We start from the raw sequence: 11824 nt of genomic DNA on the forward strand, positions 1-11824 counted from the left end.
GATGTGCGCGTGTCATAAGCCGTTAGGAAATCCGGTTACCTAAGCCTTAATCGAGTGTCCTTCGGGGGCACCGCGAGGTTTAGCGGCGATAGCCGCCGGCGCGCGAATAGGTGGGGCGGTTTTCCTGTGCCGGCCGGCTGGCCTGGCTGGCGCGCGCCTCGCTGGCGCGCGGGGTCGTCAGCTTGAGGTCTTCCAGGAAGATCGGCTTCGAGAAATAGTAACCTTGGGCGTAACGGATCTTGGTCGCTGCCTGCAGATAGGCCAGTTCCTCGAAAGTTTCGATGCCTTCGGCGATCACGGTCATGCCGAGCGCTTCGCTCAGGGATTCGATTGCCCGCAGGATGCCCTGGCTGCGCGGACGCTTATGGATATCGGTGATGAAGGAGCGATCGATCTTGATCTCGTCGGCGGTAATGTCGGCCAACGCCGACAGCGACGAATAGCCAATGCCGAAATCGTCGATCGAGATCTTGACGCCGAGCTTGCGGAAGATCGGCAGGATCTCGTCCTGGAAATGCGTCTTGGTCACGAAGGCGTCTTCCGTCACCTCGATCATGAAGCGCTTTGGAAATCCGGTGGCTTCGATCGCCTGGGCGAACGGGCGCATGAATTCGAGATTGCCGGCCTGTTTGGCCGCGACGTTCATGCTGATCGTGGTGTCGGGGCCGAAGTTTTCGTTGATCAGGTCGATCGACTTGACGATCTCGGCCAGCACCAGGTGAGTCAGTTCGTCGATCAGGCCGAGTTCGGTGGCAAGATTGATGAAGGTGCTGGGGGCTTGAATCACCCCCTCGTCGTCGCGCAGTCGCACCAGCGCCTCGACGCCCATGAGCTCCTGGGTCCGGATATCGACCTTGGGCTGGAAAGCGCAGCAAAAGCGTTTTTCCAGGATCGCCACCCGCAGCGCCTGCTCGACCTTCATCCGCGCCAGGGCTTCGCGTTCCATGCTGGCGTCGAAGAATGCGGCGGCGCCCTTGCTGCCGTTCTTGACGCGGTACATCGCGATATCGGCGTTTTGACGCAACTCCTCATAGCTGCGCCCGTGCTCGGGGTAGAGGCTGACGCCGATCGAGGTCGAGGCGAAGATTTCAGACTGGTCGATGAAGAACGGCGCCTTCAGCCGCTGCAAAATGAAGCGGATGAATTCGGCGACCTCGTTCTCGCTCCGGACCGGATTGAGCAGCAGCACGAATTCGTCGCCGCTGATCCGCGACAGAATGTCGGAGTCGCGCAAATCAAGTCCCACCCGCTTGGCGATCTCCGCCAGCAGCGCGTCGCCGACCGAATGTCCGTAGTAATCGTTGATGTGCTTGAAATTATCGACGTCGAGAAAGGCCAACGCGAAGAGGCCCTGTCCGTTGTCGTACTTCAAGAGACTGTTGACGCGATGTTCGATCACGCGTCGCGTCGGCAGCCCGGTCAACTCGTCGTAATAGGCGGAGCGGAACAGATGCTCCTCGAACGCCTTCTGTTCGGAAATGTCGGTCGAACTCGAGATCAGCAGATTGCGCTCGGCGATCCGGACCGGCCGGTGGGAGGTCAGGAATACCTGCTTGGCTTGGCCACCGGCAATGGATTCTTCCAGCACCACCGGGCGGCCGGAACGCAGCAATTCGAGGCAGGTTTCGCGGCGATCGTTCAGGTGCGAGGCCTCCCGCGTGGCGGTGGCCATCTGCAGCGCGGCTGCCGCGGCGTCGTTTACCAACACGAACTCGCCGTTCTCGTCCTGAACCGTCACGCCGGTCGGAAGCAGCCTGAAGATATCCTTCAGGATATTCAGTTCGGATTCGAATGCGCTTTCGTTGACGGCCTGCGTAGCCGCCGCCTGAAAGTCGTTCTTGTAGGGACTATGCATGCCGCAGAGCTTGGCAAAGTCCCTTGTAGTATTGGTTAAGCGGACTTCCGAAAGACCGCAACAACCGTAGGAGTTGGCGATTTCGAACTGCCCCAGGCTCGATCGTTATTAACAGAGTGTCAACGCAATGCGAGAGAGTGCCGTCAAACACTTCGCGAGTGTGCCGGCGGCAATTGCCTAGCTCGCCGGGATCTTGCATTGCATCGTGCAATGCACGCCGGTTTTCAGGAAGCTGATCTCGGTCTTGCCGTCGAACGCGCGCAGCGCCGATTGCAACAGCTTGGTGCCGAAGCCCGGCGGGCCGACGCCTTCGATCACGGGGCCTTCGGTTTCATCCCAGGTGAGATTGAGGCGATCGTCCGACACCGACCACGACACCTGTAGCAGCCCGCGGGCCGAAGAAAACGCGCCGTACTTGCCGGCATTGGTGGCCAGCTCGTGGAAGATCAGCGCCAGGCTGACCGCCAGTTTGGCCGGCAGAAACAGTGCATCGCCGTTCAAATTGAACCGGACGTGGCCGTAGGGCCCGAGCTCGGAACGCAGCATGTCCTTGATGTCGCAGCCGCTGCCGTCCAGCCGCGCGATCAAATCGTCGGTTGCCGACAATGCGCGGAGGCGGCGATCGATGCTGCCCCAGACCTGCGGCTGGTCCTGCAGAACCTGGTGCAGCACAGCGTGAATCGTCGATGTCTTGTTTTTGAGCCGGTGCTGCAACTCCTCGATCAGGAGCTTGCGATATTCCTCTTCCTGGACCAGGCGTTTGGAATCTTCCCGTTGTTGCGCGACGATCCTCCGGTAATGGTCGACGCCCCAAATGGCAAAGCCGCAAACTGCCCAGAACATCACTAGCAGCGCAAACCGTGCGGAATCGGCCGTGGCACTGCTGAAATTGACGAGGACGCCGAGCGCGCCTCCCGCGATTGCCGTCGCGATCCCGATCCGGGCGCCGCCGACGGCGGCGGCCAGGAACACGGCTGGAAAATAAGGCGTGAAGAATACGTCCGGACGAATCTGGGCAATGCCCCACCGGGCGATCGTCGACAAGGCAAGGCAGCCGGCCGCGAACACGGTGCTGGAAAGCAGGGAGGGCTGGGAGATCCCCTGCCAGCCGTGCCTGAGCTCGTCGATCAATTTCTTCATCGGGGTTGTCACTTCACGTGATCAGCGCATCCAAAATATGGCCGATCATACCGAAAATCGGGGATTTCGTGGCGCGGAGGGCGGCAAGGCCAGCCGAGCGCCGGGTGATTGCGATGGAACAAGCTTGCTTGCCTTGTCCGCGAGAGGCGGGAATATTGGCGTCAACGTCAACGAATTTCGACGGGGGTAACAACATGGGACGGCTGGACGGCAAGGTCGCAGTGATCACCGGCGCGACCAGCGGCATCGGGTTGCACACCGCGGAGCTATTCGTCGCCGAGGGCGCAAAAATCGTCATCGCCGGGCGGCGCGTGCCGGAGGGCGAGGCGCTGGCCAAGAAGCTCGGCGCCAACTGCATCTTCCGCCAGACCGACGTCACGGTGGAAGAGCAGATGAGCGCGCTGATCGGGCTTGCGGTGGAAAAGTTCGGCCGCATCGATTGCCTGTTCAACAATGCCGGCGGTCCGGCGCAGACCGGCGGCATCGAAGGCCTCGAGGTCGAGCGGTTTGATGCCGCGATGGCGACGCTGGTGCGCAGCGTGATGCTCGGCATGAAGCACGCGGCGCCGCATATGCGTAAGCAAGGCTCCGGCAGCATCATCAACAACGGCAGCATTGCCGGCCGCCTCGCCGGCTTTTCGTCGTCGATGGTCTATAGCGCGGCAAAGGCCGCCGTCATCCATCTCACCAAATGCGTGGCGATGGAACTCGGCGAAGCCAACATCCGCGTCAATTCGATTTCGCCCGGCGCGATCGCGACCGGCATTTTCGGCAAGGCGCTCGGCCTGCCGGTGGAAGCCGCCGAAAAGACCCCGGCCGTGATGCGCGAGGTCTACAAGGCCGCGCAGCCGATTCCGCGCGCGGGACTGCCCGAGGATATCGCGCACGCCGCGGTATTTCTGGCCAGCGACGAATCCTCCTTCATCAACGGCCACGATCTGGTGGTCGACGGCGCCATGACCGGCGGCCGCAACTGGAGCCAGCAGCAGCAGGGTTATGTCACACTGAGGAAGGCCTTCGATCAGGGGGCGGGGTAGGGTCACGCCGTCATTGCGAGCCACCCGGTCGGCGCGAAGCGCCGCCGGATGACAGGCTCCGCGAAGCAATCCATAGGGCCACATATGGAGGCATTGATTGCTTCGTCGCTTCGCTCCTCGCAATGACGGCCCCAAATTGCAAGGGGAGACGCCAAATGTCTGCAACATTCCACCCATCACCATCGGCGAACGGCCGTCCGTTCTATCTCGCCATCATCGCCGGGCTCGCCTGTGCCTTCGTCATCAGCAAGACGCTGCCGTCGACCATGGACGCGGTTTCAGCGATCATCGAGCCGCTCTGCGCCAACAGCGCAACCGGTTCGACGCAGGACGTCGTCGAGCCGATCAGCTCGCATGCACTGCCGAACGTGCCGGGCAAGCGCGTCACCATCGTGCGCGTATTCTACGGCCCGGGCGGCTTTACGCCTGCGCACCGGCATGCCGGCTCCGTCACCGCCTACGTCACCAAGGGCGAGATCCGCTCGCAGCTTGCCGGCGGTCCGGTCGACACCTTTGGGGTAGGTCAGTCGTTCTTCGAGCCGCCCGGCTCAACCCACCTGGTCTCGGCCAATGCCAGCCTGACCGAGCCTGCGGAATTGATCGCGGTGTTCGTGGCCGATGAAGGCGCGCAGCTCACGACGCTGGTGAAGTAGGCAAATTGTAGGGTGAGCAAAGCCAACGGGTCGCGCAAATGCGCGCCCGATGACAAGCTCCGCATGCCCACCATCACGGGCACAGTGCTTGATGGTGGGCACGCTGCGCTTTGCCCACCCTACATACGTACCGCCTTCACCACCACCCGCAGCCCGTCCCGCGGTTTCGGGATTGGCCACATCTGCCAGTCCGCCTTGTAGCCGGGCTCCAGCGACACTTCGAGATTCTGCAGGAAATGCCGCGCAAAGGTCTTTGCCTGCATGTAGGCGAAGTGCAGGCCGAGGCACATATGCGCGCCGCCGCCGAACGGCACCCAGGCGAAGCGGTGGCGGGTGCGCTGCGCCTCGTCGGAGAAACGCATCGGATCGAATTTGTCCGGCTCGGGCCAGATATCCGGCATATGGTGCGTGAACAGCGGATTGACGCCGACCAGCGTGCCGGCGGGAATGTCGTACCCCTTAAACGAAAAGCTGCGCACCGCGCGGCGCGGCATCGACGGCACCGGAGGTTTCAGCCGCAGCGCCTCCTTGAACGCCATTTCCGACAGCGGCATCTTTTCGAGATTGTCGATGCTGGAGGGGTCGTTGGCCTCGATACCGAGGCCTTTGACCTCCTCGCGCAACTGCTGCTGCCATTCGGGGTGGGCGGCAAGCTCGCCGACAAAGGAGGTCAGCGACGATGTCAGCGTGTCATGCGCCGCCATCATCAGAAAGCTCATGTGGTCGATGACGTCCTGGGTCGACAGCAGCGCGCCGTCCTCGTGCGTCGCCTGGCATAGCTGCGAGAACAGGTCATCGCCGCCGCCACGCGCGCGGCGGATCGGAATCTGCTCGGAGAAGTAGGCAACGATCCGCTTGCGGCCCGCAACGCCGCGGCCCATCTGCGTGAACGGCAGCGGCCGTCGGATCGGCGCTACCGCAGCGGCCACCATGTCGATGAAGGCGCGGGTGATTTCGTCGACCTCGGGTCCGATATCGGCGCCGAGGAACGACGTCGCCGCCAGATCGAGCGTGAGCTGCTTCATCGCCGGATACACCAGCATCTCGCCTGGCTGCGCCTTCCACTGCTTCACCCGCGCGGCAATGCCGCGGTCGAGATCGACGAGGTAGGACTTCATCGGCCCCGACTTGAACGCGACCGACAGTGCGCGGCGGTGCAGGCGGTGCTCTTCAAAATCCAGCAACATCAGCCCGCGCGGAAACAACAGGCCGAGGATCGGCCCCCAGCCATGGGTGGAGGAGAACAGGCGCGCCTGATCGAACAGCACGAGCTCATTGGCCTCGGGCCCGAGCATCGTCACGCTGGTCTCGCCGAACAGATGGGTGCGGTAGATCAGACCGTATTTGGCGGCCGACTTCTCAATCTGTCCTTTGGGATCGGCCAGCACCGCCAGCGTATTGCCGATGAACGGCCACCCTTCGTTACCGGGAATGTGCCGTAACGCCTTGGGGTTTGGCGGCACCGGGATATTGGCGGGGGAAGCCACACTCTGCATCGACATGGCAATTGCTCCGGTTGAGCCTCGGATTGCGAGTATTATCGCCCGTGTTGGCGGCTTTGTCGCGGCCTGAATTGCGGGAAGAGGCGCCTCCCGCCATGGAAAATACCGCCAGCCCCGTCATTGCGAGGAGCGATAGCGACGAAGCAATCCATCTTCCTTCCGTGGTGAAGATGGATTGCTTCGCTGACGCTCGCAATGACGAAGGAGGGATCTCGTCGTCCCTGACGAACGCGATCACGCTTTCCGTTTCGCCGCTTCCTTCTGCAGGTCGGGCGCATTCACGGCCGGAATCGCGACCCGGCCGGGGCCAGTGTGCTGCAACGCGGCGGCGGCCTTTTCGTTTTCCATGATCTTGGCCATCACGGCCTGGCCCGCGCGCTCGAACACCGCGCGGTTCTCGACCAGGAATTTTTGCGACTCGCGCAGTTTTGCAACATAGCCGTTGATTTCGGGGATCACGTAGCGCGCGACCATGTCCCAGCTTCGGCGGGTATTTTCCGGATTGGCCCAGTCGTGCACGAAGCCGATGATGGCGCCGACGCCGCCCGAGACCTGCATCAGGTTCTTGATGGTTTTGACCAGATCATCCGGCGTGCCGATGGTGGAGGCGGCATTTTCGCCGCCGGCGGTTTTCTCGATCGCGTCCTCCGGCGAGGTGAACGGCTCCAGCCCCGGCCGCTGCAGCGTGCGCACATTATATTCGTTGTGCCAGCGCATCAGGCCGGGGCCGGCCTCGCGCTGCGCCTGTTCGCGCGTCTCGGCGATGTGCCAGCTTAGCAGCACGCGCCAGTCCGAACGGCTCACGGTGGTGCCGGCCTTCTTGGCGGCATCCTCGGCAAAGCCCCATTGCGTCGGCAGCGCCATCAGGCCCTGCGTCGACATCGAGCCGAGCGAAATGATGCCGATGCCGTATTTGCCGGCAAGCGTCATGCCCGACGGCGAAATCTGCGACGCCACCACGAACGGCATGTCTTCCTGTAGCGGCAGCAATTGCAGCGCGGCATCCTGCATGGTGAACCAGTCGCTCCTGGCGGTGACGCGCTCGCCCCTGAACAGCCGGCGGATGATCGCGATCGCTTCGTCCTGGCGGTCGCGCTGCGTCATCGGATCGATGCCGAGCGTGTGCGCGTCGGAGGCGAGCGCGCCCGGACCTGAGCCGAAAATGGCGCGGCCGCCGGTCATCCAGTCGAGCTGCACCATACGCTGCGCGACGTTGTAAGGGTGGTGATAGGGCAGCGAGATCACGCCGGTGCCGAGCTTGATGCGCTTGGTGCGCTCGCCGGCGGCGGCCAGAAACATTTCCGGCGAGGCGATCATTTCCCAGCCCGAGGAATGGTGTTCGCCGCACCAGAATTCGTCGAAGCCGAGCATGTCGATCTGCTCGACGAAGTCGAGGTCGCGGCGGAATTGCAGCAGCGGATGCTCGCCGATCGGATGATGCGGGGCGAGAAAGGCTCCGAATTTCAGGCGTGCCATGCGTGTTCCTCTCCGGATCTATTGTTCTTTGGAATTGCTTGGCATGAAACCTACGGGGTGGGCCGTAGCAAGGCAATCCTCGGAGCAGGGCAGCCGGCGCATGGTTGTCGCGCGTAGTTGGCTGACGTGCCGCCGCCCGGAATTACGCGGGTCTTGATCGTCTCGGTAAGAAATTTTTCGAGATCGCGCGTGATGTCGACGCGTACTTTCAGGAGACAACTCCAGGCGCCGGGTGATGTGGTGGCACTCCCGCACGTCGGGCAACGCCTTCCCTCTTTCCAGGTCGCCTCTCTTTCCAGGACGCCTCTATTGTTCTTCGCGATCGAATCAGCCCAGTCGGCGCGGCCGGCGCTGCTCGTCGCGTGCGCGCTGTTTGCGTTGTCGATCGCCTGCGCCGCATTCCTGACATGGATGCGTCGGGGTCACGGGATGACAAATTAACGTCAATTGCCAAAATTTGATTGTGGGGAATGACAGTGCACGGTCTTTTTATTTTGCAGTGCAGCAACTATCTGTTCTTGGTAACGTGATTCAAAAACAATCGCCCCAGGAGCCTGTCGTTGTCTCTCGCCAAGAACGTCGAATTCTTGCGCCATTTGCCGAAGCTGAACGGCTTCAATGGCTTGGGAATCTATGGCCGAAGCACGTTGCCCGGGGCCGGCAGTCCGCTCGTCGAAATCAGCGGATTCGGCACCAATCCCGGTGCGCTCAAAATGTTCGCGTTCGTGCCGGAGCAATTGCTGCCCGCCCGCGCCCTTGTCGTCGTGCTGCATGGCTGCGGCCAGACCGCGGCCGGTTACGATTTCGGCACCGGCTGGTCGACGCTCGCCAAACGCTACGGCTTTGCCTTGCTGATGCCCGAGCAGCAGGCGTCGAACAACGCCAACACCTGCTTCAACTGGTTCAATCCGGGCGACATCGCGCGCGGCCGCGGCGAGGCCGCTTCGATCCGTCAGATGGTCGCGCGGATGGTCGCCGATCACAAACTCGATTCGCGCCACATCTTCATCACCGGGCTTTCCGCCGGCGGCGCGATGACCTCGGTGATGCTGGCGACCTATCCGGACGTGTTTGCGGGCGGTGCCATCATCGCCGGTCTGCCCTACGGTATCGCCAGCAATGTCCGCGAAGCGCTCGGCGGCATGATGCAGTCGACATCACGCCCCGCCGGCAAGCTGGGCGATCTCGTGCGCAAGGCCTCCAAGCACAGGGGACCATGGCCGAAAGTGTCGGTGTGGCACGGCAGCGCCGATCGCACCGTCAACCCGGGCAACGCCAATGAGATCGTCAAGCAGTGGCTCGACGTCCACAGCCTGCCGGCGGCGCCGATGTCGATGGGAGACGTCGACGGCCATCCGCGCGAAGTCTGGTGGAATGAAGACGGCGAGACCGTCGTGGAGTCCTACACCATCACCGATATGGCCCACGGTACGCCGCTGGGGCTTGCCGGCAACGACGAGCGCTACGGCGCGGAGGGCGCGTTCCTGATCGAGGCGGGAATCTCCTCATCGTATCACATCGCCAATTTTTTCGGCCTGACCGAGCGCGTCAGTCCGGTCAGCGAAGCGGCCAAGCCGGCGCAGGCGCCGAAGGTCGTTCCGTCGGCTGCTACGGAGTCCCTGCAGTCGTCCGATATCGCCGCAAGACTCTGGTCCAGGACCCACAAGCCGGTTCGCGAACACAAGCCGGCGCCACGCGAACCGAAGCGTCGCGGCATCGATGTCGGCAGCGTCATCACCCGCGCGCTGACGGCCGCAGGCTTGATGAAGTAGCCGGACATACAGCGTCAGCCGGACAGTTTCAGCTCACATCTCGTCTGTCAGGAACGGATTGGTCAGCCGCTCCTGACCGAGGCTGGAGCCGGCGCCATGGCCGCAGATGAAGCCGACGTCGTCGCCGAGCGGCAATAGCTTTTCCTTGATCGAATTGATCAGCGTGGCGTGGCTGCCGCCGGGCAGGTCGGTGCGCCCGACCGATCCGTTGAACAGCACGTCGCCGACATGGGCGAAGCGCAATTCCTTGTTGAAGAACACGACGCTGCCCGGCGAGTGGCCGGGGCAGTGCAGGATGTCGAAGGCAAGGTCGCCGATCGAGACCTGATCGCCTTCGTCGAGCCAGCGGTCGGGCCCGAAATTGCGCACGCCGGTGATGCCGAAGCGCTCGCCGCTCGAGACGACGTTGTCGAGCAGGAATTTATCGGCGATATGCGGACCCTCGATCTTGACCTGCAGGGCGTCACGCAAATCGGCGGCGCCGCCGACATGATCGATATGGCCGTGCGTCAGCCAGATTTTCTCGACCGTGACGCCGGTCTGCTTGATCGCCTCCAGAATTTTTGGAACGTCCCCGCCGGGATCGATCACCACGGCCTTCTTGGAAGGCTCGTGCCAGATGATGGTGCAGTTCTGCTCGAACAGCGTCACCGGCACGATCATCGCGCCCGCCTTCGCCTGGTTCTCGGCCTGGGTATCGGTTCTGTTTTCCATCCGGGGAACATATTCATCCCCCGAAGGTCGTCAACACGGGTTTGCGATCATCTTGTAACCGGCGTGTGATCCACACGGCTCCGTGATAGCGTTGCGCGTCGTGTCACGGGTTGGAGTGCGACGCCTTATGTCGCCTTCGCCGGCCAGTTTCGGATTTCATCGGGGTTCGGCAGTTGGGATTTCCATGAATAAGGCTTCCGCATCGTCGCTGGTCGGGCCTCGCACCACGGCTCGCGCCTTCTTCGTCAGTGATCGCCTGAATACGTCGGGCCTAGAGCGCGGCGATGTCCTTGCCACCACACCGCTCGCGTTTCGCGTCAACGAGAATGGCGTCGCGATTCTCTTCCGCTATGGTGTGGTGGTCCTGATCGGACTGAATGCGCTGGAAGAAGAGGAATTCCTTCGCGGCCTTGACAAGCGCATGACGGGCAAGTTTGCGCGGCGTGACGAGGAGATCGCAATCGTCGAACTGGCCCCGGAAAGGGAGGACCAGATTCCACCGGGCGGGCCGATCTGCCTGCAAAGCCTTTCACCCGAGCGGCTGATCCTGATCGGCGAGGCGCTGGCGAAGAGCGTCGTTCTGGCTCGGCATGAACGCGAGGTTGCCAGCGTATTTGACACGACCGAGCCGTTCGCGCGGGAACTGGCGCTGAGCGGACGTATGCGCGGCAGCCGGCGCTCCATCCTGAAAAATATCGGCAGCGCGCTTCTGGTGCGGCATCGGGTGTCGGGGCCGGTCGAGGTGGCGGAGAAACCCGACGTGCTATGGGACAAGCCGCATTTGGAGCGGCTGTATGCCCGGCTGGAGGACGAGTACGAGCTCAATGAGCGTGCGGAATCGCTGAACCACAAGCTCGCCGTGATTGCCGAGAGCGCGCAGGTGTTGACCGACATCATCGACACGCGTCGCTCGCTTCGGCTCGAAGTGATTATCGTGCTCCTGATCCTGTTCGAAGTTCTGGTGACGATTTATCAGCTCGCCATGGGCCGGCACCCCTGAGCCGGGTCCGTCATTCCGGGGCGGCTGGGAGAGCCGAACCCGGAATCTCGAGATTCCGGGACTGGTCCTACGGACCATCCCGGAATGACAGCTGGATAACCTACCGCTTGATCTGCGCCTTCAGCGTATCCTCGACCATGTGGCCCGAAGTCGGCTATGGTTCGAGCATCATGGAATCACCCGCCCGCCACATCAGCCTCGTGCCTCCGCCCGACCGTCGTCAGTCGGAGACGGCACTGGCGATCGCGCGCGGCACCGCGCGGCTGTTACGGTCGCTGGGCTTTTCGTGCGTCAGCGAATTGCCGCTGCCGTCGGGCCGGCGCGCCGACTTGGTGGCGCTGAACGAGAAGGGCGAGATCTGGATCGTCGAGATCAAGTCGTCGGTGGAGGATTTGCGCGCCGACCAGAAATGGCAGGATTACCGGATGCATTGCGACCGGCTGTTCTTCGCCTTCACGCAGGACCTTCCTTGCGAGATTTTTCCTGAAGATACCGGCCTGATCATCGCCGACGCCTATGGCGCCTATCTGCATTGCGAAGCGCCCGAGCATCGGCTGCCGGCCGCAACGCGCAAATCGATGACGGTGCGCTTTGCCATGGCCGCAGCCCAGCGGATCAACCGGCTGGTAGATCCGCAGGGGCATGGGGAGTTTTGATGCTGTAGGGTGGGCAAAG

General features: G+C 62.6%; 10 protein-coding genes. 5 read left to right on the forward strand and 5 right to left on the reverse strand.

What is annotated here, in order from left to right; translation table 11 throughout:
- Nucleotides 1–79: 79 nt before the first annotated feature.
- Nucleotides 80–1855, reverse strand: a complete 1776-nt coding sequence (locus LMTR3_RS18825; protein WP_065746515.1) for a putative bifunctional diguanylate cyclase/phosphodiesterase — start codon at nucleotides 1853–1855, stop codon at nucleotides 80–82.
- A 177-nt stretch (nucleotides 1856–2032) separates the two neighbouring features.
- Nucleotides 2033–2995, reverse strand: a complete 963-nt coding sequence (locus tag LMTR3_RS18830) for a sensor histidine kinase (RefSeq protein WP_065746516.1) — start codon at nucleotides 2993–2995, stop codon at nucleotides 2033–2035.
- A gap of 194 nt (nucleotides 2996–3189) precedes the next feature.
- Here LMTR3_RS18830 and LMTR3_RS18840 point away from each other — a divergent pair, with 194 nt between their 5' ends.
- The gene (locus LMTR3_RS18840; RefSeq protein ID WP_065746518.1) at nucleotides 3190–4032 is read left to right on the forward strand and encodes an SDR family NAD(P)-dependent oxidoreductase; all 843 of its coding nucleotides are present in this window, start codon (nucleotides 3190–3192) and stop codon (nucleotides 4030–4032) included.
- 155 nt (nucleotides 4033–4187) lie between these two features.
- Complete coding sequence (locus tag LMTR3_RS18845) at nucleotides 4188–4685, forward strand: cupin domain-containing protein (RefSeq protein WP_065746519.1); 498 nt, start codon at nucleotides 4188–4190, stop codon at nucleotides 4683–4685.
- A gap of 119 nt (nucleotides 4686–4804) precedes the next feature.
- Here the strand turns inward: LMTR3_RS18845 and LMTR3_RS18850 are convergent, their stop codons facing one another.
- The gene (locus LMTR3_RS18850) at nucleotides 4805–6187 is read right to left on the reverse strand and encodes a cytochrome P450 (RefSeq protein WP_065746520.1); all 1383 of its coding nucleotides are present in this window, start codon (nucleotides 6185–6187) and stop codon (nucleotides 4805–4807) included.
- Between the two features lie 234 nt (nucleotides 6188–6421).
- Complete coding sequence (locus tag LMTR3_RS18855; RefSeq protein WP_065746521.1) at nucleotides 6422–7663, reverse strand: LLM class flavin-dependent oxidoreductase; 1242 nt, start codon at nucleotides 7661–7663, stop codon at nucleotides 6422–6424.
- A gap of 560 nt (nucleotides 7664–8223) precedes the next feature.
- Between LMTR3_RS18855 and LMTR3_RS18865 the strand changes: the two genes are divergently transcribed.
- Nucleotides 8224–9435: an extracellular catalytic domain type 1 short-chain-length polyhydroxyalkanoate depolymerase gene (locus LMTR3_RS18865; RefSeq protein WP_065746523.1), complete on the forward strand. Its 1212-nt coding sequence runs from the start codon at nucleotides 8224–8226 to the stop codon at nucleotides 9433–9435.
- Nucleotides 9436–9468: 33 nt separating this feature from the next.
- Here LMTR3_RS18865 and LMTR3_RS18870 read toward each other — a convergent pair whose 3' ends face one another.
- Nucleotides 9469–10149 (reverse strand): MBL fold metallo-hydrolase, encoded by a 681-nt coding sequence (locus tag LMTR3_RS18870; protein WP_065746524.1) that lies wholly within the window; start codon nucleotides 10147–10149, stop codon nucleotides 9469–9471.
- 184 nt (nucleotides 10150–10333) lie between these two features.
- Between LMTR3_RS18870 and LMTR3_RS18875 the strand changes: the two genes are divergently transcribed.
- Together LMTR3_RS18875 and LMTR3_RS18880 are read left to right on the forward strand one after the other, a co-directional pair.
- Nucleotides 10334–11149, forward strand: coding sequence for an RMD1 family protein (locus tag LMTR3_RS18875; protein WP_065746525.1), 816 nt, complete (start codon nucleotides 10334–10336; stop codon nucleotides 11147–11149).
- A 170-nt stretch (nucleotides 11150–11319) separates the two neighbouring features.
- A complete protein-coding gene (locus LMTR3_RS18880; RefSeq protein WP_028347747.1) occupies nucleotides 11320–11805 on the forward strand; it encodes an MmcB family DNA repair protein in 486 nt (161 codons plus the stop codon).
- Nucleotides 11806–11824: the final 19 nt, after the last annotated feature.

This window comes from Bradyrhizobium sp. LMTR 3, assembly GCF_001693485.1.
Classification (GTDB): Bacteria; Pseudomonadota; Alphaproteobacteria; order Rhizobiales; family Xanthobacteraceae; genus Bradyrhizobium.

What these genes read in the sequence shown, in the direction of transcription:
- LMTR3_RS18825 (WP_065746515.1), bottom strand. Translation starts at nt 1,855, where the DNA reads ATGCATAGTCCCTACAAGAACGACTTTCAGGCGGCGGCTACGCAGGCC.
- LMTR3_RS18830 (WP_065746516.1), bottom strand. Translation starts at nt 2,995, where the DNA reads ATGAAGAAATTGATCGACGAGCTCAGGCACGGCTGGCAGGGGATCTCC.
- LMTR3_RS18840 (WP_065746518.1), top strand. Translation starts at nt 3,190, where the DNA reads ATGGGACGGCTGGACGGCAAGGTCGCAGTGATCACCGGCGCGACCAGC.
- LMTR3_RS18845 (WP_065746519.1), top strand. Translation starts at nt 4,188, where the DNA reads ATGTCTGCAACATTCCACCCATCACCATCGGCGAACGGCCGTCCGTTC.
- LMTR3_RS18850 (WP_065746520.1), bottom strand. Translation starts at nt 6,187, where the DNA reads ATGTCGATGCAGAGTGTGGCTTCCCCCGCCAATATCCCGGTGCCGCCA.
- LMTR3_RS18855 (WP_065746521.1), bottom strand. Translation starts at nt 7,663, where the DNA reads ATGGCACGCCTGAAATTCGGAGCCTTTCTCGCCCCGCATCATCCGATC.
- LMTR3_RS18870 (WP_065746524.1), bottom strand. Translation starts at nt 10,149, where the DNA reads ATGGAAAACAGAACCGATACCCAGGCCGAGAACCAGGCGAAGGCGGGC.
- LMTR3_RS18875 (WP_065746525.1), top strand. Translation starts at nt 10,334, where the DNA reads ATGAATAAGGCTTCCGCATCGTCGCTGGTCGGGCCTCGCACCACGGCT.
- LMTR3_RS18880 (WP_028347747.1), top strand. Translation starts at nt 11,320, where the DNA reads ATGGAATCACCCGCCCGCCACATCAGCCTCGTGCCTCCGCCCGACCGT.